Origin of the sequence: Paenibacillus sp. NEAU-GSW1 (assembly GCF_009737085.1) — a bacterium.
GTDB lineage: Bacteria > Bacillota > Bacilli > Paenibacillales > Paenibacillaceae > Pristimantibacillus.
The window spans coordinates 168,799-189,150 of sequence record NZ_WOVL01000007.1; the positions used below are offsets into that span (position 1 = coordinate 168,799).

17 protein-coding genes are annotated in these 20,352 nt (G+C 49.3%); 12 read left to right on the forward strand and 5 right to left on the reverse strand.

Annotation, left to right across the window (positions count from 1 at the left end; translation table 11 throughout):
• Positions 1-167 precede the first annotated feature (167 nt).
• Positions 168-1,625 carry a methyl-accepting chemotaxis protein gene (locus tag GOM71_RS07185; protein ID WP_156279265.1) on the forward strand — a complete coding sequence of 486 codons (1,458 nt, stop codon included), beginning with the start codon at positions 168-170 and terminating at the stop codon, positions 1,623-1,625.
• A 150-nt stretch (positions 1,626-1,775) separates the two neighbouring features.
• Entirely contained in the window at positions 1,776-2,006 is a 231-nt protein-coding gene (locus GOM71_RS07190) for a hypothetical protein (protein WP_156279267.1), read from the forward strand.
• A 51-nt stretch (positions 2,007-2,057) separates the two neighbouring features.
• On the opposite strand, the gene GOM71_RS07195 is transcribed toward GOM71_RS07190, so the two are convergent.
• From GOM71_RS07195 to GOM71_RS07205, 3 genes are all read right to left on the reverse strand, one after another.
• Entirely contained in the window at positions 2,058-3,848 is a 1,791-nt protein-coding gene (locus GOM71_RS07195) for an ABC transporter substrate-binding protein (RefSeq protein ID WP_156279269.1), read from the reverse strand.
• A gap of 128 nt (positions 3,849-3,976) precedes the next feature.
• Positions 3,977-4,726 (reverse strand): CPBP family intramembrane glutamic endopeptidase, encoded by a 750-nt coding sequence (locus GOM71_RS07200; protein ID WP_156279271.1) that lies wholly within the window; start codon positions 4,724-4,726, stop codon positions 3,977-3,979.
• A gap of 2 nt (positions 4,727-4,728) precedes the next feature.
• A complete protein-coding gene (locus GOM71_RS07205; RefSeq protein WP_156279273.1) occupies positions 4,729-5,253 on the reverse strand; it encodes a PadR family transcriptional regulator in 525 nt (174 codons plus the stop codon).
• 207 nt (positions 5,254-5,460) lie between these two features.
• Here GOM71_RS07205 and GOM71_RS07210 point away from each other — a divergent pair, with 207 nt between their 5' ends.
• The 5 genes from GOM71_RS07210 (at position 5,461) to mutT (ending at position 12,542) form a co-directional block, all read left to right on the forward strand.
• Positions 5,461-5,808 (forward strand): hypothetical protein, encoded by a 348-nt coding sequence (locus GOM71_RS07210; RefSeq protein WP_367649500.1) that lies wholly within the window; start codon positions 5,461-5,463, stop codon positions 5,806-5,808.
• Between the two features lie 425 nt (positions 5,809-6,233).
• Positions 6,234-6,560: a nucleoside triphosphate pyrophosphohydrolase gene (locus GOM71_RS07215; RefSeq protein WP_156279275.1), complete on the forward strand. Its 327-nt coding sequence runs from the start codon at positions 6,234-6,236 to the stop codon at positions 6,558-6,560.
• Positions 6,553-9,009 carry a DEAD/DEAH box helicase family protein gene (locus tag GOM71_RS07220; RefSeq protein ID WP_156279277.1) on the forward strand — a complete coding sequence of 819 codons (2,457 nt, stop codon included), beginning with the start codon at positions 6,553-6,555 and terminating at the stop codon, positions 9,007-9,009. The genes GOM71_RS07215 and GOM71_RS07220 overlap by 8 nt, the downstream gene beginning before the upstream one ends.
• Entirely contained in the window at positions 8,990-12,145 is a 3,156-nt protein-coding gene (locus GOM71_RS07225; RefSeq protein WP_156279279.1) for a DEAD/DEAH box helicase, read from the forward strand. The genes GOM71_RS07220 and GOM71_RS07225 overlap by 20 nt, the downstream gene beginning before the upstream one ends.
• A gap of 13 nt (positions 12,146-12,158) precedes the next feature.
• Positions 12,159-12,542: an 8-oxo-dGTP diphosphatase MutT gene (gene mutT / locus GOM71_RS07230; RefSeq protein WP_156279281.1), complete on the forward strand. Its 384-nt coding sequence runs from the start codon at positions 12,159-12,161 to the stop codon at positions 12,540-12,542.
• Positions 12,543-12,551: 9 nt separating this feature from the next.
• On the opposite strand, the gene GOM71_RS07235 is transcribed toward mutT, so the two are convergent.
• Positions 12,552-13,496, reverse strand: coding sequence for a DNA-3-methyladenine glycosylase family protein (locus GOM71_RS07235; RefSeq protein WP_156279283.1), 945 nt, complete (start codon positions 13,494-13,496; stop codon positions 12,552-12,554).
• Between the two features lie 153 nt (positions 13,497-13,649).
• Here GOM71_RS07235 and GOM71_RS07240 point away from each other — a divergent pair, with 153 nt between their 5' ends.
• From GOM71_RS07240 to GOM71_RS07260, 5 genes are all read left to right on the forward strand, one after another.
• Positions 13,650-14,252, forward strand: coding sequence for a bifunctional transcriptional activator/DNA repair enzyme AdaA (locus tag GOM71_RS07240; protein WP_156279285.1), 603 nt, complete (start codon positions 13,650-13,652; stop codon positions 14,250-14,252).
• Positions 14,249-14,821 (forward strand): methylated-DNA--[protein]-cysteine S-methyltransferase, encoded by a 573-nt coding sequence (locus GOM71_RS07245; RefSeq protein ID WP_156279287.1) that lies wholly within the window; start codon positions 14,249-14,251, stop codon positions 14,819-14,821. Before GOM71_RS07240 ends, GOM71_RS07245 begins: the two co-directional genes overlap by 4 nt.
• Complete coding sequence (locus GOM71_RS07250; RefSeq protein ID WP_156279289.1) at positions 14,808-15,629, forward strand: SPL family radical SAM protein; 822 nt, start codon at positions 14,808-14,810, stop codon at positions 15,627-15,629. The genes GOM71_RS07245 and GOM71_RS07250 overlap by 14 nt, the downstream gene beginning before the upstream one ends.
• A 222-nt stretch (positions 15,630-15,851) precedes the next feature.
• Positions 15,852-16,766: a cation diffusion facilitator family transporter gene (locus GOM71_RS07255; protein WP_156279290.1), complete on the forward strand. Its 915-nt coding sequence runs from the start codon at positions 15,852-15,854 to the stop codon at positions 16,764-16,766.
• A gap of 182 nt (positions 16,767-16,948) precedes the next feature.
• A complete protein-coding gene (locus GOM71_RS07260) occupies positions 16,949-18,115 on the forward strand; it encodes a purple acid phosphatase family protein (RefSeq protein ID WP_367649501.1) in 1,167 nt (388 codons plus the stop codon).
• Positions 18,116-18,366: 251 nt separating this feature from the next.
• Here the strand turns inward: GOM71_RS07260 and htpG are convergent, their stop codons facing one another.
• Positions 18,367-20,247: a molecular chaperone HtpG gene (htpG, locus tag GOM71_RS07265; RefSeq protein WP_156279292.1), complete on the reverse strand. Its 1,881-nt coding sequence runs from the start codon at positions 20,245-20,247 to the stop codon at positions 18,367-18,369.
• Positions 20,248-20,352: the final 105 nt, after the last annotated feature.

A 20,352-nucleotide genomic window follows, 5' to 3' on the forward strand; every position in this document is an offset into this window, starting at 1 on the left:
ATATATAATGTAAAGTAACTGTAATTTCGTGTTTTTTTGACAACGAGGTCAAAAATGAAGGCAATGCAGCCTTGCGGATGAATGAGCACAAGCGCCTAGTAAACTAGGTCTTTTTGCTCGCTCTCTGTAAGGCTTTTTAATTTGGAGGTATAACGGGGGAGAGCGGTATGAAAGGCTTTCGATTGTTTGCGCGGAATTGGATGAAGGAACAGCTGTCACAAGTGGCCCAGGGGGATTTCAGCACAGATCATGCACCGAATACCGGAGATACGGAATTGCAAGCCTCATTTAAGAAAGCGTTCCGCAGTTTGAAATCGTTATTGCGGATGGTGGACCGATCGTCCAGACAGCTTCATTTGCGGATGGAGGATATGAACGACAGATCGTCGCAAATTGCCAGCCAGGTGGACGCGGTAACTGAAACCGTTCGTGAGATCGCGATAGGCATGCAGAGCACATCCGAGTACTCGCTCAGCATGTCGGACAATATGACAAGCATGAATGATGCGATCCGGTTTGTCGGGGAAGGCAACAAGGCGTTGGTCCGTTCCGCTCGAGATTTTTCCGAGGTTGTGAATGCGGGGAAGCTGGATGTAGAAGAGACGCGGAGGCTTGTTCACGGCATGGGCAAGGAAAGCAAAAGGGTACAGGGCGAAATGGAGCAGTTCCAACAATCATTGGATCAGATTGGAAGAATCGCCCAAATGATTCAGGAAATTTCGAGCCAGTCGGCGCTGCTCGCGTTAAATGCGAATATCGAAGCCGCGAGATCGGGCGAGGACGGGCGAGGCTTCGCGGTCGTTGCCGGCGAGGTGTCCAAGCTGGCGCAGCAAACGAAGCTGGCAACGCAGCAAATCGAAGAACGGATCAAGCTTCTGGAATCTGACGCAAGCGAGCTTCAGGCGAGCGTGCACGAGATGCGGCAGACGGCCAAAGCAAGCGTACAGGCGATGGATACTTCGGCTGGACATTATACGGCGATGGGGCAATTTCTGTCGGATCTGACGGAGCAGATTGAGACGATGGATGAGCGGCTAACTGCGGTCACAGATAACAGCGCCGCCGTTACATTATCGCTTAGCGAAAGCTCGGCTGTCATGCAGCAAACGGCTGCAGGCTGCGAAGAGATGCTTGCTTCCGCAGAGCTGCAGCAGCAAAGCATCAGGCTGATGAATGAATATATTCGTGAAACGGGACTGGACAGCTTGACGCTCCGATCGATAGTCTCGCAATTTATTCTTCCTGTCAGGAGCGAGCTTACTCCGCTGCAGAAGGAGCTGGAGCGGTGGATGGAATGCGCGTTGAGCATTCGAGCGGTGATGGTGTCGCTCATTGAAACGAGAGATCGCGAGAAAATCGTTTATTGGAATACAGAGAAAGAGGCGATGGAAGCGAAGCTCGAAAGATGCTTTCAGGATCTGGAGAAGCTTGCGACGGAGCCGAAGCATCAGCAGCGTCTGAAGTCGTTAAAGGAAGTTTGGCAAGTATTCCATGAGGCGAAAAATCAAAATGCCAGATGGATGCTTGGCGCCGAATATGAGAAAGCGAAACAAGGCTTGGCGACGACAGGAAGAATCGGATTTAAGCGGGCGATGGATTCCGCTACGGAATGGCTGGAAATATGATAAGGAACAAGTTAAAAGGGGAAAAAGGGTCAAATAGGTTTACCCTTTTTCCAATCCTCCCCCTGCCGCATAATGAACGCATAAAGGAAGAGGCTGTTCATTATGCGAAAGCATTCTGTTGCAGAATGCCAAATAAGGAGGACGAGAAGGATGATGGATCACTACTATATGTCAGAGAAGCTGTCGGAGTATAAGCAGCGGGAATGGGAGACGCAGGTGAAAAGGGGAGATTTCATCCGCTATGACGGAGACGGCTGCGATTGCCCCGGCTGCACGGCCGCTTCCCGCAGCGGGGTCAACGGCGGGCGCAGCACAGGATTTTTGACAGTAGTGTTGCGCTTGTTCCGAAAGCTGGGAGCAGACATTTCTCATAGGCTGTGACAACGGCAGGCCGGAAAAACGGCTTGCTGTTTTTTTTGCTCCCGCAAGCTATTAAGGCATCCAAATGTCTTTGAAGTCGATCCAGCCGTGCGAATTAGTACCAATACCTTTGTAAGAAGGGGAAGAAAATCTCTGGAAAGTGGAATGGAGCAAAAAGGACAGATGGGAAGCCTGCTTCAGACGATTTTCAATGACGGACAATAGGCTGAGCCTGTCTTCGCGATGCTCGCACGCCAGCGCGGAATCAATTTGTTCCGAAATCCACGCCTGCCAATCCGCTGTTTGATATTCTTTTACAAAGCTGCCGTCCTGCTCGTAATTTTCAATCATGCATACTTCCTTCTCGGGAAATACGAGCGCATGCAGGATGGCATCCATGTCCTTCCTTACGGAAGCATGCTGTATGTTCTCGTGGTGCTCGTACCGAATCTGTACGGCTATGCCCGCAGACGCGCATTGCTGCTGAATCCATTCGGCATCTCGACTGTGGTGGCCATAGGTGCCGATCGTAATCGGCGTTCCCCCATAGTTGTCTTGCAGCAGCAACAGCTTGGCTGCTTCCTGGTTTAATTCGCCTTCTCCCTCTTTCGGTTGGTCTTGTTCCTCCCGGAAATACCCTTTCGCGCCTTGAAAACGACGCTCGCCAAGCTCATCAATCATGCGCCGCCGATCGATCAGAAGGTCAACCGCCCTACGAAATGGCTCCGATTGATGCACGCCCTCTTTGTTCATATTCCAGGTTAGCAGGCTGGTGCAGCAATGTCCGGAATCGGTACGCTGCCATTCTTCCTGAGGAACCTCCTCCAATTCGCCGCCGGGGCCAAGGAACTGCTGTTGCCAGAGCGCCTGGGAAGGAGCCGAACTCGGCATAAAGACGAGAATAACGCTGTCCAAATGGGGCCGTCCTTGATAATAACGGGTGTTAGCGTTCATGACGAAGCGCTCGTCCGTCCATTCTTCCATTTGAAAAGGCCCCGTTCCGACAGGGTGCTTCCAGAAAGCTGCTTCGTCTTGGCCTGCGAAGTTAGCCGGCAGTATAGATAAGGAGATTGAGCACAGGAATCGGGGAAAGATACGATTCGGCTTTATGAGCCGGAATCGGACCGCACGCTCGGTAACGGCTTCAGCGGCAATAAGCGATCGAAGAAGCCAGCTGTTGCGTTTGCCGGAACGTATACGATTAAAAGTAAAAATGACATCTTCGGCCTTAAGCTCCTTGCCGTTATGGAACAAAATTCCTTTTCGCAAATGGAACGTCCACTCTGTCGCTTCGGCATTGCTTTCCCAGGCATGTGATAATTGCGGCAAAATACGGTCTGCTTCATCGTCATAACGGACCAGCTTGTCGAAAAACTGCTGCGTCATATGCCCATCCAGACTGTAGAGGCATTCAGCCGGGTCTAATGTTAAGATCGCCTTGGAGAGCGGAAGGCGCAGCGTATCCTTTACTACATTATCTTCTCCCTGCTCTTTGGCGAAGCCGAAGCTTCCGGATAGCCAATCGGTAAACTTATCAGCGGCTTGCGTGCCCGATCCGTACCGCTGCAGCAGATCGAACGCCTGCTTATAATCTTCTTTATCTGCGTACTGCCGGGTCATTTCCAGCAGCACATTTTCTTTGCTCGCCATGAAAGAAAGCCGAGAGCGGTTGCCTCTTCCTCGCCCTGCCTGCCATTCGATCAATCCGTCTTCCTTGAGCCGCCGAAGGACGAGCTTTGCGTTTCGAGGTGTACAGTGCAGCGCGTCGGCGATTTGCTCCAGCGTAACTTCAACCGGCGTACCGATGCGCTCCGCATCGTTCAATTTGTCCGCCAACATGATGTAATGCTCGAAAGCCAGCATGCCAGCACCTCCGTTCAATCGCTAATGTTGCTCTTATTATAAAGAAACGGCGGTACAGAAGTAACCCTCTGCACCGCCATTGGCATGTTTTTCATTCAATTTGCGAAACGCAGGTTTTCTTTGCTTGTTTATACGCCAACGGCTGCTGCTGTTTTGTTGCGTCCGGAGAGCTGAAGAAGTATGACCGTGATGGCAAGCAATGCAAGAATAAGGTAGTCGTAAAGGTGAGTGGAAGGCGCATTTCCGGTGAAGTTCAAGAAGTTGTGGAGACCGTGGAAAATGATGCCGGGCAGAATAGTGCGATGTTTTACGGTCAGTGTCGCCAGCAGCAAGCCAATCAAGAAGGCATAAACGATTTGCAGAATGGTATCTTCGGCCGATTGGCCGCCAAGCGCTTGCAGGGCATGGGTAACGCCGAAGAAAAAGCTTGAGATCAGGATGGCGAAGCCTGCTCCCTTGTGAAGAAAGATACGCAGCATAATGCCGCGGAACAGCGATTCTTCTACAAAGCCGACGAGAAAGAGCTGTGTGACCAGCAAGTAAACGATAGAGGAGGCCGAAAGCTCGCTGTCAAATCCGTGGTTGGCGATCAGCAAGAGGACAAGGATGATCAACAGCGGAGAGAAATCCAGCCATTGCCTCGGCGTCAGCTTCAAGCTGCCGGGGAGGAAGAACTGCTGACCGCGCTTTTTGGAAGCGAAAAAGAAAGCGAGAAATAAGGCGATCGGGATGAAGCCGATAAACGGCGCTGCCGGATGTTCCAATCCGGCGATTTGGACATATGCGCTGCCTCCGGCGATAAATACGATTAGCGCAAGCTCGATAAGCAACAGAATGAGGTACGGGCGTTTTACTAATTGTTCATTGTTTGTTTTCATGGTTACAGATCCCCTTTTTCGATAATTTTACTGAAAAATTCATGCTCCATTTTGAAAAACTGCAGGCCGTAATGCATGACCGAAACCCGGTAATAAAATTCTTCTTTGTTCGGCAGCTGCTCGAGTTCCTTCGAGACCATCGCCTGCACGGCTTCCATTTGCGCAATGCCGCTTTGAAGCTGAAGCTGAAAGGCTTTCAGGTTTCTCATCCGCGTTTCTTCCTCCAAATAATCGTAGAAAAAGATTTTGAGCAAATGCTCCCTGCGGTTGCTCTGCAGCGGCTCGCGCAGCCATCCGAGGAAGGAGTTGCGACCCTGATCGGTAATGGCGTACAGCTTCTTGTTCTTGCTGTCATTCGTTTCCTCTTCGATCAGATGACCGGCTTCGACCAGCCGCTTAAGCGCGGGGTAGAGACTGCCATAGCTCATTTTGAAAAATAGGCTGACGGATTGCTCCGATATTTTCTTGATGTCATAACCGCTCATTTTGCCTTGCATTAAAATGCCCAAGCTGACGTATTCGACCATTGTAGCGCTCCTTGCATATATCAATTTGATATATCGTTTTGATACATTAAAATTAACAGTTATTGGTTTGGGTGTCAAGGGGTACTCGGAAAAAGTTTTTTGGACATCGGATGAGGGGCTTTGTGGGCCTTGTCCCTGTCCTACTTTTTCGATTTGCGCATACATATAGGGCTAGGTAAGCCGTGTGAAAAAGGGAGAGTGAGACGTGTGGACAAGAAGATCAGGCGATATTATCAGTTGAAGCAAAAGCAAAAGGAGCTGGAGGAGGAGCTGGGAGGGCTGCGCAGCGAGATCATTCAGCATTGCTCGGAGCAAGGGGTAAGCGAGCTGGAATCGGGAAGCTATAGGGTGAAGATCGTTGCCCAGGAGCGGAAGGAGTTCGATGAAGGCAAGCTGTATGAAGCATTGCCCGACCCGAGAGTATGGCGGCTTGCTTCGAAAGCCGACGCGGGCAAGATTGCTGGATTAATTAAGCTGAACGTTATTACGGAGGAGACGATTAAAGACACGTTCTCGACCCGAAGCGTGTCGGTGCTTATTGTGGATAAGAAGTAGGGGGAGCTAGCGGGAGCGCTAGACTGAAATTCATGTTCATCCGATCATGCGGCGAGATAGCGAAGCACATTCGCAAAATAGCGAATTGAGCTTCGCTATTTTGTGCTGTTTTTAGGGGATTGCGGTGTAGTGCGGCATTTTGCGAAGCTGGCTTCGCAATCCGCTAACCGAGGTTCGCTAATAGCGAAGCTAGATTCGCAGTTGCTATGGGGAGTGGCAGAGGCAGGCCATTTAGCGAAATTTGCTTCGCTATTAGGCGAAGCGGGTTCGTTAATTTGAGAAGGTGCTGTACGTGCTTGTCTGTCGCTGCATCCCAAAAATCGTCAAAAAATGCGGAATAAAGTAAAAAGCAATGATATAATAGTAGGAAAACAGTGGGAGTAATTGTACTATGAACGTTGGAATTGAATTGGAGGCTTTCACTCATGCCAATCTACAATAAATTAGTCCGCGACCGGATTCCGGAAATCATAGAGAAGCAAGGTTTGGAGTTTTCCAGCCGTATTTTGGATTCAGAAGAGTATGTCGCTGAGCTGCGGAAAAAGGTGCTTGAAGAAACTGGCGAATATCTCTCTGCTCAAACGAATAAAGATGCCGTCGAAGAGCTGGCTGACGTGCTCGAGATCATTCAAGCGCTTGCTGAAGCGCATGGGGCATCTGTTCAGGAACTGGAGCGGGTACGAGCAGAAAAAGCAGAAAAGCGCGGCGGATTTAAGGAGCGGATATACCTTATCGAGGTGAAGGATGCCTGAGATTAAGCTCATCACAGAAAATCTTGTGGACGAATTGATACCTGGCATTCAAAAAGCATCGGGTATTTACATTTTAACTTCCTTCGTTATGGAATCGGGCGTTAGGCTTTTGGCACCTCATTTGAAGGAAGCTATGAATAGAGGCGCGGAAGTGAAGCTGCTGGCTGGAGACTACTTATTTGTATCTCAACCTGAAGCGTTACGCGCTCTGCTAAATATACATCCATATATCGAAGCACGGCTATGGAGAAGCCGAGGGACTTCTTTTCATCCAAAAGCCTACTTGTTCGACTATGGAAGCGGCGAGGGGCTTTTTATTGTCGGCTCATCTAATCTGTCCTTATCGGCATTTCGAATGGGCGTAGAATGGAATTTGGCGATGAACGCTCAAGCGGAACCGTTTACTTTTCAACATGCGCTCATCAATTTCAATCGCAATTTCTATCATGAATTTACGCAGACGTTAAACGAAGCAACGATCGCCAATTATGAAAAAGCGTATAAAGCTTATCATCAGAAATTTCCGGAGCTCGTGCGCTCAATTACGGAATGGGAAGAATCGGAACTGATGCTCCCGCAAAAGGAAAGCAAGCAAGCCGAGCCTTCTGCTGTGCAGGAGCAACCTAATGCTCTCACCCCAAGAGCTTCGCAGCTAGGTGCATTAGAAGCTTTGGCAGATACTGTTGAAGAAGGCTACGATAAAGCAATGGTTGTCATGGCAACAGGGCTGGGCAAAACGTATCTCGCCGGTTTTTTTGCCCAACATCGCTTTCAAAGAGTATTGTTTATTGCGCATCGTGAGGAAATTCTACACCAAGCTAGACGTTCTTTTTTGCATATAATGCCGGATAAAACAGCTGGGCTTTACAACGGTTCGGAAAAGGAAACGGGAACCGATTTCGTCTTCGCCTCTATCTATACGCTTAGCTCTAAAATGCATCGGGAACGGTTCGAGCGGAATGCTTTTGACCTGATTGTCGTCGATGAGTTTCATCACGCTGCGGCAAAATCGTACCAAACGGTGTTATCCTATTTTAAACCTCGCTTCTTGCTCGGAATTACCGCTACCCCGGACCGGATGGACGGAAAAGATGTGTATGCGATATGCGATGGGAATGTTGCCTATCAGTTGCATTTTATCGAGGCAATTCAAAAAGGCTGGCTCTCTCCTTTCCATTACTATGGCATTTATGATGCAACGGATTATTCGCAGTTAACTTGGCTCGGAACGAAATATGATGAGGGCGAGCTGCTGGAGGTGCAGCTGCGCGAAGAGGTCGCCGCCAACATTTATGAGGGATGGGCTCGCCATCGGCAGACCCGAACGATCGCATTTTGTTCTTCTATTATGCAGGCGAACTTCCTGTCGGATTATTTCAACAATCAAGGGGCTGCAAGTTTGGCCTTGCACTCGGACACTCGCGCTATGACAAGGGAAGAAGCGGTTCGGCGTTTGGAGAGCGGCGAGCTCACCATCATATTTACAGTGGATTTGTTTAATGAAGGCGTCGATATTCCCTCGGTGGATACGTTATTGTTTGTCAGACCAACGCAGTCACTGACTATCTTCACGCAGCAGATCGGCAGGGGACTTCGACTGCACGAAGGCAAGCAGACGTGTGCCATTATCGACCTGATCGGAAACTATCGGAACGCGGATATTAAACTGAGCTTATTCGATACGGGCACCGGGGAAGACAAAACTGACAAAAAGGGAAGCATCAAGCCGATCGCTCCGGCAGGCTGTGCGATTGAATTGGAGCTGGCAGTCATTGATATGCTTGAAGAACTTACCCGAAAGAAGCAGCCGCGAAAAGATAAGCTACGCAGTATTTATATGGAGCTGAAAGAGGAAATAGGGCATCGTCCGTCCTATTTGGAGCTCCATTTGTTCGGTAAAGCCAATAGTTCGGAATATCGGCAGGAATTCGGTTCATATATTGGTTTTCTACACTGGTGCGGGGAATTGAACGAGGAAGAGGAAACGGTCTATTTGAGCTATGAGCGATGGTTCAAAGAAGTTGAAAGTACGCTTATGGCCAAGAGCTATAAGATGGTTGTGCTGCTTGCGATGCTCGAAAGAGGGGCGAGCGGATGGACCGCTCCGACTACGCCGGAAGCAGCCGCTCCATTCTTCCATCGTTATTTGACCGAGAAGGAATATCGGAGAAAAATTGATTTTTCCGATAAGGAGACTCAGCGGCTAAAGGAGTATGATGAGAAAAAAGTGGCTAAGCTCATTGCCGATATGCCGATGTCGAAATGGAGCGGAAGCTCGAAGGGGCAATTGACTTTTACTGACGGTCAATTCTCACCCCAGATAGTCATTCAATCAGAGCATGCAGAGCTAGTCTATTCATGGACGAAAGAAATATGCGAATATCGTTTGCATTGGCATTTTGAGAGGAAAGCCAGAACCGAGGTGAACTATGAATCTAGGTCTATATGAGCAAATCATTAATAATCTGACGAAAAAACAGCTTGCTGAGTTGGACCCGGAGCTTTACGAGATCGGGAAAGAAGTGCTTGATGCAGAAGAGGCGAGGAAGCTGCTTTCGAACTATCTCGCAATGGTGACGAGAAGAGCGCTGAAGGCGGTTCGGGAGCAAAACAGCAACGATGATGAAGAGGCTATTTTTGCACAGGTACGGACATGCAACGAGATCATAGCAACCTTAAAGGACAGCTTAGGGTATAACGAGTACGAGGAGCTAAAGCTCGACGAGCAAGGAGAGGTGCTCACCTATGTCTATTCCAAGCTTAATCATATTCGCGGCGTGCGTGCAGATAAGGTGCAGCGTCCGACAACGCCTTTATCGCAAAGCTCGCTGTTCACCGGTTCGCATTCCGAGCCCAATATGATGAGCGAATTGAAGCAGGAAATTGTGACGTCTGATCGGATCGATATGCTGGTTTCTTTTATCAAATGGAGCGGGCTGCGCGTTCTCATAGAGCAATTGGAACAGTTTACAGCGAATGGCGGGCAACTGCGTGTCATTACAACGACGTATATGGAAGCGACGGACTATAAGGCCATTATGGAATTAAGCAAGCTTTCAAATACGGAGATTAAGGTCTCTTATGACACTGAACGTACCAGACTCCATGCGAAAGCCTATATGTTCCGCAGGGAAACGGGCTTTACGACAGCATATGTCGGCTCATCTAATCTATCAAATCCGGCGCTTACGAGTGGACTGGAGTGGAATCTTAAGGTCACGGAAAAAGATTCTTACGATGTACTCAAGAAAATCGAAGCCACTTTCGAAAGCTATTGGAATGATCGCGAGTTTAAAAGCTTTGATACAAACGACTCGGAGCATGAAGCGCTTCTCCAACTCGCTCTACGGAAAAAACGAGATAAGGACGAGAACAGACTGCATTTTCATTTTGATATCGCGCCCTATGACTATCAGAAGGATATACTCGAGAAACTGGAAGCACAGAGGACTCTCTACGATAAAACCAAAAATTTACTAGTTGCAGCAACCGGTGTAGGTAAAACGGTCATTTCCGCTTTTGACTATAAACGTTTTGCGCAAAATCACGGCCGAGCCAGGCTGCTGTTCGTTGCCCATCGCGAAGAAATTTTGAAACAAAGCATGGATACGTTCCGCTTTATTCTGAAGGATCTTAATTTCGGCGAGCTGCATGTGGGCAGCAATCAAGCGGAGTCGATTGAGCATCTGTTTGTTAGCATTCAAAGCTTTAACTCGATGAGGCTGGCGGAAAAAACAACCCCGGATTTTTACGATTATATCGTCGTTGACGAGTTTCATCATGCGGCCGCACCTTCCTATCAAAAGCTGTTAGCCCATTATGAGCCTAAAATATTGCTAGGATTGACCGCTACGCCGGAGCGGATGGACGGCAAGGACATTTTATCGTATTTCGACGATGCGATTGCGGCGGAAATCCGGCTGACGGATGCGATAGACCGCAAGCTGCTGGCTCCTTTTCAGTATTTCGGCATAACGGACAGCGTCGATTTGTCACAGGTCAAATGGTCCCGAAAGGGCTACGATCTGCAGGAGCTCGAAAACCTGTATACGCATAATAAAATCCGCGCTAATCAGATAATGAACAGTATGCGGAAATATGTGACTGATATCCACGACGTGAAAGGGCTTGGCTTTTGCGTGAGCATCGAACATGCGCTGTACATGGCGAAAGTGTTTAACGAGGCAGGCATTTCTGCTATCGCCCTGCACGGCGGATCAAGCGATGAGGATCGTCAATTGGCTAAGCGAAAGCTCGTGAGCGGTGAGATTAGAATGATTTTTGTCGTAGATCTCTACAATGAGGGCGTTGATATACCGGAGGTCAATACAATCTTGTTCTTACGTCCAACAGAAAGTGTTACGGTATTTCTGCAGCAGCTTGGAAGGGGACTTCGGCTGGCAGAAAACAAAGAATGCTTGACTGTACTGGATTTTATCGGACAGGCTCATAAGGACTATAATTTCCAGGATAAGTTTCGTGCCCTGCTTGGCAAGACGAAGCATTCCGTGCTGCATTATGTCGAGAATGGCTTCTCCAGTCTGCCGCGCGGCAGCTTCATTCAGCTGGAAAAGCAAACGAAAGAGTACATTCTAAATAATTTGAAGCAGGCTGCCACCAACCGTAAACGGTTAGTAGGCAAAATGAAATACTTTGAGGAAGACACGGGGCTGCCTTTAACGCTTGAAAACTTTGTTCGCTATCACGGCGTGTCCTTATACGAATTTTACGGGGGCCGGAACGGCAAACGAAGCTTTTATGAATTAAAGGCTGAGGCGGGACTGATTGATGCATACCCGTTCGAAAATGGAGAGTATTTGACCAAGCGTATTCCAGCTTTGCTCAGTTTGAACTCGCGCAGGCTGCTTCGTTTTTTGATCAGCTATATAGAGGATGGAAGGACTGCGCAGTCTGAGGAAGAACGGTTGATGCTCAATTTGTTCTACTATACGTTTTATCGCTCTGAGCCTAGTAAGCAGGGCTTTGCGGATATCGAAGACGGAATTCGCTCTACTCTTTCTTGTCCGACATTTAAAGAAGAGCTATTGGAGATATTGAAATATAACAGCACACATATTGATTTCGTCGATAAAATAAATGAATTTCCGTTCGCTTGCCCGCTCGATGTTCATTGTCGATATTCCATGGATCAAATTTTGGCAGCATTCGGCTATTGGAATGAGGAGAAAGCCCCTAGCTTCCGTGAAGGTGTTAAATACTTCGAGGACAAGCAAACGGATATATTCTTTATTACATTGAATAAATCAGATAAGGATTTCTCACCATCGACTCTATATGAGGATTATGCGATCAATGAGCGGTTGTTTCATTGGCAGACACAAAGCCGGGTGTCCGAGCAGACGAATACGGCGCAACGATATATCCATCATAAGAAAAATGGTCAACGGATTGCTTTGTTTGTGAGAGAATATAAAGAGGACAATGGCTATACGTCTCCATTTATGTTTCTTGGAGAAGTGGAGTATGTTCGTCACGAGGGAAATAAACCGATGAGCTTCATTTGGCGTTTGAAGGAGGACATGCCTCCATCTTTAGTGCCAGCAGCCAATAAAGTAATTGTTTAGGATGTGACTTGTAATGATTGAAGTAGCTGCTGCTATTATAGAGGACGCGTCTCGGCGCATTCTTATTGCCCGGCGGGCGGAGGGGAAGTCGCAAGCGGGCTTGTGGGAGTTTCCGGGCGGCAAGCTGGAGGCTGGCGAATCGCCGGAGATGTGCCTGAAGCGCGAGCTGCTGGAGGAGATGGGCATCACAATCGAGCCCTGCGAGCGGTTCGGCGTGAATGAGCACGACTACGGAAGTGTAAAAATTCGATTGATCGCGTATAAAGCGACTTATGTGAGCGGCGAGATCGTTCTAGTGGATCATGACGCGTACCGCTGGGTCAGCAAGGACGAGCTGGGCGGTTTTGTTTTCGCCCCCGCGGATATTCCGTTTGTAGAGAAGCTGGGGAGCGAATAGCTCCCCTTGCTAATACAACCATCGCCACAAATAGAACGTGGCATATGCCTCCCAGCCGGCCCAACCGGCCGACAGCTTCATAATCTCTTCCTTCGTCGGCTTGCTGTCCGATCCTAGCACGTGCTTGATCGCGTTATGCAAGCCGACGTCGTCGATCGGGAAAGCGGACGGCATACGCAGACACCGCATGAGCACATAGTTTGCCGTCCATGGCCCTATGCCGCGGATGTCGACAAGCGTCCGTTCGGCCTTTTTCAAATCGCCCAGTGCCAGCAGCTTTTCCTTCGTTAAGCTTCCTTCCGCAATGAGGTTCGCAACCCCAATCAAGTATTCGCTTTTTCTCGTTGTCATCCGCAGCGCATCCAGCTCGTGAACCGTTAATGCCGCAATATCCTCAGGCTTTGGAAATAGCCAATAAAGCTCTCCCTCGCATACAATCGATTTTCCGTATTTTTCTACGAACCTTCGTTTTAACGTATACGCATAGCTCAGATTGATCTGTTGTCCAATAATGCCCCAGCATATTGCCTCGAAAAAATCAGGAATGCCCATGATGCGCAACCCTTCGAATTCGCGCGCAGCGCCAGCAAGAAGCGGGTCGCGCTCCGCCATGCGAAGGAACGGATGCAGAGCGGTTTGCAGATCGAACCAGTCCATAACGTACTCGGCAACAGCGTCAAGGGTCTCGTCGGGAAGCGGAAGCGATCCGCGCGGCTCCAGCACTTGTACGATCAGCCCATCGTTCCGACCGTCGCTGACTTCAACGACGACTGTCGTCCCGTCCTTGCAAGCAATCGCTTTGCGGATACGGCTGCCTACGATTCGATGCATGCATTCTCCCAATGAGCGGGAAAGATAGTTCATATTTTGTTCAAAGCTGAACGGCTCCGGGGGTGTTATTCGCAGCCCTCTTCCGTGATCAATAATGGCATATTCAGTGTTATTGTCCGTCATGGTTTCCTCCATGGGAGCCTGCCGCGCAAGCTCTTTCTCCCATTAACCATAACATACTACCGCAGCAAAACCATTTCGAAATCTTGCTATTCTATTCCGAAAACCGTACAAAAGCCGTGCGGCGCGGCTATACTAAAGGCAGAGGTGAGGCGAATGAGTCAAGCAAGCCAAATGCCGACCGATGAGCAATGGCAAGCGATCAAGAACAACGACGCATCCTATAACGCTAAATTTATGTATGCGATCAAGACGACGGGCATTTTTTGCAAACCGTCTTGCAAATCGCGATTGCCTAACCGGGAAAATGTCCGCATTTTCCAAGATGCCGATGGAGCGCAAGCCGCTCAATTCCGTCCTTGCAAACGATGCAAGCCGACCGGCGAACGGCTGCCTGATCAGGAATGGGTGGAATTGATTTCCCGGTTTATAGAGAAGCATTACAGCGAGCCGATTCGCCTGCGCGATATAGCCGATGCTTGTCACGGCAGCGCGTTTCATTTGCAGCGGACGTTCAAGCGCATCAAGGGGATCACGCCGACGGAATATGTGCAGCGAACGAGAATCGCCAAAGCGCAGCAATTGATGAACGGCACGAATCGATCCATCGCGGAAATCGGGGTGGCGGTTGGGATGCCGAATACGGCTTATTTTATTACCCTGTTCAAAAAAATGACCGGCAGCACGCCCTCCGACTACCGTCAGCGAGGGCGCGCAGGTATGACAAACGTTGATGCCGAGGGGAGCGACTGTCAATGAAAAGCCAAACGATCAACGAAGTCCTATATTGGACTTTATTTAAATACGAAGAAGGAAGCCTGTATATAGCTGCAACAGAGAAAGGACTATGCTATGTCGGTTCCCGTAACAGAGCTTTCGAGGAATTAAGCGAATGGGCAAGCCGCCGCCATCCGCAGCGCATTCTTAAGCAGGATGATCGCTTAATGGAGCCATATGCAGAGCAGCTGAAGCATTACTATGAAGGCAAGCTTCAGCAATTCATCATTCCGTTCGAGGCTGCCGGAACTCCGTTCCAAAACGACGTATGGCAGGCATTGCGGGAGATCCCATACGGCGAGACGCGTACCTATTCGGATATAGCGGAAGCGATTGGGAGACCGGCAGCTGTGCGGGCAGTCGGAACGGCGATTGGCGCGAATCCGGTTTTGATTGCCGTGCCTTGCCATCGCGTCATCGGCAAGAATGGTACGCTGACCGGATATCGCGGCGGGTTGGAGATGAAGATGGAACTGCTGAATTTGGAACGTGATGGATTAGCGGCTGGCGATCAAGCAGGAGCAGGAGTTATGCTGTATGGCAGAAAGTGAAATTTTATATAAGCAGCCGAAGACGCTGCTCAACAAAGGCACCGGGTTTCTAGAAGGGTACAGCCATACGCTCAACCCTTACACAGGCTGTGCGTTCGGCTGCTCCTATTGCTATGTGCGGCAAATGCCGGTGGCGTTGTTTCGCGAAGGAGAATGGGGCGAGTGGGTGGATGTGAAGGGCAACGCCGCAACGGTGCTGCGTAAGGAAATCAACCGGGCGAAAGCGAAAGGGCGCGTGACGATCTTTATGTCGTCAAGCACGGACCCTTACCAGCCGGTCGAATACAAGGAGCGGGTGACGCGATCGCTGCTTGAAGTTATGGCGGAGGTGCAGCCCGACTTTCTGCTCGTACAGACGCGCAGTCCGCTTGTGACCCGGGACATGGATCTTCTCGTGCAATTGAAAGATAAAGTCCGTGTCAGTATGACGGTCGAGACGGATCAGGACGATATCCGCAAAATATTTACGCCAAGCGCGCCCCCCATTGCCGCTAGAATCAAGGCGCTGCGCGAGCTTGTCGATGCCGGCGTACCTGCGCAAGCGGCCATTGCCCCGGTGCTGCCCAGCAGCGAACGGTTTCCGGAGCTGCTTCGACCGTTCGTGAACCGTGTTTGTATCGACGATTATACGATGGGTGACGGCAGCGGCGGCAAACGGACCCGCCGATTGCAAGTCGAACGGTTATACGAGCAGCATAAGCTGGAGGAGTGGTACAGTCCCGAGGCCTATCGCACGGTATATGATCGGTTTAGAACGTTGTTTTCCGAGAATGAGCTTTATATTAGCCAAAAAGGTTTTGAGCCGTGACTGCCGCATCGTGCTGACGGTCAGCATGGAGTTGCCCCTGCGCAAAAGAGTTAGTCCGCCTAAAGTCTATTTCCCGATCTAAAAAATGCTTGTGCTTGGCAACACTGTTTCTCTAGACCCACACGGAAACTTGTTTGTATAATGTTCAAGTGTCAAAAAATGACGAACTTGAGCAGGCATCAACGCTGTCGTTCGTGTACGGGTTAAAGGGGTTAATGCACGATGAATTATTCAAGCAGGCCGGCGGGGACGTTTGCCATAGCCATCAGTCTGGTCAGCAATTTGCTGCTCACGGTCCTGAAAATTACGGTAGGTTTATTAGTAGGAAGCCAGGTTTTGCTGGCCGATGGCATTCATAATGCCGGTGATGTCGTTGCGTCGGCAGCAGCGCTCAGCGCGACCATTATAGCGAGAAAGCCGCGCGATTTCGATCATCCTTACGGGCACGGCAAAGCGGAAGTAATCGGATCGGCGGCAGTTGCGCTCATTATGGCCGCCGCAGCTATTTTCATCGGCTATCATTCCATTGAATCTTTATCGCATCCGGCAGCCGAAGCGAGTTACTTAGCGCTCATCGCAGCTGTCATCTCGCTTGTATGGAAGCAGTGGCTGTATGTATATTGCATGAAACAAGGCAAGCGCCTGAACAATAAAAGCTTAATCGCAACCGCGTATGACCATCTTGCGGATGTGTACGCGTCCGGAGCTGCCGTAATTGGTGTCGGCGCGGGGCTGATCGGCGATCATTTCGGCATCGGCTTCCTGAGCTATGGCGACCCGATTGCCGGACTTGTCGTCGCCTATCTCATTCTGAAATTGTCGTATGAGATGGGACGCGAAGCGGTGGATGTGCTTATGGACAAAATGGTGGCGCCGGAGAAGCTCGACGTTTACGAGCAGCTGGTATTCTCGGTGCCGGAAGTGAAGCGGATCGACCGTATCCGGGCAAGGGAGCATGGCCACTACATCATTATAGATGTGCGCGTCGGAGTGCCTGCGGAGCTTAACATCCAAGAAGGACACGACGTATCGAAAAAAATAAAAGCGACGATTATGGATCGCCATGACGACGTCGAAGAAGTACTCGTCCATCTTAACCCGTGGTACGAGGACGAAGACGAATCTTTTGTCAAATAATGATCCTGGACAGATCGATTCACAGCATCAAACGAGCAGACGGCCGCGGCAGTCTGCTTTTTTTATTTATTTGAAATTGCCGGACAAATGGATACGAAAGGAAATGAGGTGCAGATCGAGAATTCAGTAAGGATAATCCAAGATTGAGGCATTCGAAGTGATCAAAGGAGAGGGGATGTAATGTGTTGACTATTATTAAGGGGCCCTATTTGCAATGGCCTACCGAGCAAACGATCACGATTATGTGGGAAACATCGGAGCCTGCATCATCCGCCGTGGATATCTTAATGGCCGAAAGAATTCATAGCGGCTATCACGGAAACTTTAAAAAGCCGGAACGGGTAGTGAAATCAGTCAATGAACAAGCACTATCGCTCATTCATCAAATCACCGTGTCGGATTTGGAACCCGGTACATTGTATTTTTACAACATACGCTCGACAAATGACCAATACGAGATCGAATCAGGTCCGCATCCCTTTAAGACAGCAGCTCGAAGCGGAGAGCCATTTTCATTCACCGTAACAAGCGAGACAGGCGGATATAGCAGTTTTGATCAATCCAATGGTCAAATCAATCGGAATATATTCAGTCAAATGCAAAAATACCGCCCCGATTTTGCGCTGTTTATTGGCGATATCGTAGACGATGGACATCATTACGACGATTGGGAGAAGTATTTTTTTGGTCCCGGCAAGTCCTTTTTGACAAGCACGCCTTTCTACAGCTGCTTAGGCAACCACGAGGATCATGCTTCATGGTATTATGACTTCTTCGCGTACGCTCCACCTAAAAGCTACTACTCTTTCGAGTACGGAGACGCCTGTTTTATCTGTCTGGACAGTACTGATTTTATTGACAGCGATACCTATCCTAACTGTTCCGGCAAGATGGAGATCGGAAATGAACAGTATGATTTTCTCGTTCATCAATTGCGGTCCACTTCTGCTAAATGGAAAATTGTATATTTTCACTATCCTCCTTATGTGTCAGGCGGGTACGAGGTCGAAGATTTGCGAAAGCTGTGCCCTGTAATGGAACAGTATGGGGTAGATGTAGTGCTTAACTCCCATACGATCGTTTATGAGCGAAGCCACCCGATTTGTAACGGCAAAGTAGACTTTGATAATGGGATTGTGTATATGGTTGCTGGAGGGGCGGGGGCAATGCCAGAATGGTTTCTGCCGAAAAGAAGCTGGCATACAGCACAATCTTTAGCTGAGCCGCATTTTCTTCACATTGTGATGACTAGCAGCTCATTGGAGCTGCAAGCGATCGACGAACATAGGAAGCTATTCGATAAGTTTCACATTTTTAAGGATTCCGCAGGGAATCGAACATACTCCTAATAGAAACACCCCGTCCTGCGCAATGTCAGGGCGGGGTGTTCTTCTTTTCTCCAAAAGGTGTTGGAGGAGGGGGAGCGGAGCGTTTCGAGTTCAGGATGACTTTTCGCAGATTCTGTTCATTTGGCGAGCTTTAGCGAGCCGGGGAATGGAATCAAGAACGGCAGCATGAACCGAAACGCGCAGCGAGTCTGAGCTCCAGTTCTGCTCCATGAACCGAAACGCGCAGCGAGTCCGAGCTCCCCCCGCAGGTTTTAAACCATTATTTTACAGATATCATTTGTAAACTCCACCGGATCCTGCACCGGCAAGCCTTCGATCAGAAGCGCCTGGTTGAACAGCAGGTTCGTGTACAGATCCAACTTCGTTTTATCCTGCTCGAAAGCAGCCTTCAACGAAGCGTAGACCGGATGGTTAACGTTGATTTCCAGCACCTTGTCGGCCTTAACGTCGCCGCTATTCGGCATCGCCTTCAAAATTTTCTCCATCTCGATCGTCACTTCGCCTTCCGTCGAAAGGCAAACCGGATGCGATTTCAACCGCTTCGACGCTTTGACCTTCGTCACTTTGCCGGACAAGAGGGTGCCCATATGCGCGAACAAATCGCCATTTGCAGTCTCTTCCGCGCTGTGGTCCTCGTCTTCCGCATCCGGCTCGATGCCGAGATCGCCGCTCGAAACCGATTTGAATTCTTTTTCTTTGTAGCTGGTCAGCATCTTCACAGCGAACTCATCGATATCGTCGGTGAAGTACAAAATTTCGTAGCCTTTGTCGGAGACGATTTCCGTTTGCGGCAGCTTCTCAATTCTCGCGATTGATTCGCCTGCAGCATAGTAGATGTATTTTTGATCTTCCGGCATGCGCGAAATGTATTCATCCAGCGTAACGAGCTTTTTCTCCTTCGAGGAGTAGAACAGCAGCAAATCCTGCAGCGTATCCTTGTTAGCGCCGTAATCGTTGTAAACGCCAAACTTGAGCTGGCGGCCGAACGACTGGTAGAACTTCTCGTAGTTGTCGCGCTCGTCTTTCAGCAGGCTTTGCAGCGCGGATTTGATTTTGTTTTTAATGTTTTTGGCAATGAGCTGCAGCTGGCGGTCATGCTGAAGCAGCTCGCGGGAAATGTTGAGCGACAGATTTTCCGAATCGACCATCCCTTTAACGAAGCCAAAATAGTCCGGCAGCAAGTCGGAGCATTTGTCCATAATGAGCACGCCGCCCGAATAGAGCTCAAGCCCTTTTTCATATTCCTTTGTGTAATAATCGAAAGGCGTATTTTCAGGAATGTACAGAATCGCGTTGTATACAACAGCGCCGTCAGCGCTAATATGAATATGCTTAACCGGCTTGTCGAAGCCGTAGCGCTTCTCGAAATAGAAGTTATTGTAGTCCTCTTGCGTCAGCTCGGACTTGTTTTTGCGCCAGATCGGCACCATGCTGTTGAGCGTTTGCTCCTCGGCATATTCTTCGAACTCGTTGTCGGCGCCCTCTTTCGGTCTGCTGCCGGTGACGTCCATTTTGATTGGATAACGAATGAAGTCCGAATATTTTTTTATGATCGAGCGGAGGCGATATTGCTCCAGGTACTCGTCATAGTTGTCATCTTCGGTATTCGGTTTAATTTTGAGCGTAATGTCGGTGCCGATCGAATCCTTCTCGCAAGGAACGATTGTGTAGCCGTCCGCGCCTGTCGATTCCCATTTATAGGCTTGCTCGCTGCCGAGAGCCTTACTCACAACGGTAACTTCATCCGCAACCATAAAAGCGGAGTAGAAACCGACGCCGAATTGGCCGATAATGTTATGGCCTTCTTTGGCTTCGTTCTCTTTTTTGAACGCGAGCGATCCGCTCTTCGCAATGATGCCGAGGTTGTTTTCCAAATCCTCTTCCGTCATGCCGATGCCCGTATCGGAGATCGTCAGCGTGCGGCTTTCTTTGTCAGCAGTAATTTTAATAAAATAGCTGTCGCGGTCGAACGTCAGGGCGTCGTCTGTGAGCGCTCTGTAATATATTTTATCGATAGCGTCGCTTGCGTTGGAGATGAGCTCTCTAAGAAAAATTTCGCGCTGCGTATAGATGGAATTGATCATCATCTCCAGCAGTCTTTTGGATTCCGCTTGGAACTGTTTCTTGGCCATGGTGGCACTCCTCTCAATCGGTTCATAAACAATTTTAGCACTCAGGTGTTTTGAGTGCTAATCCTTACTTTTATATACCATATCGGAAAATAGACTGTCAATTGC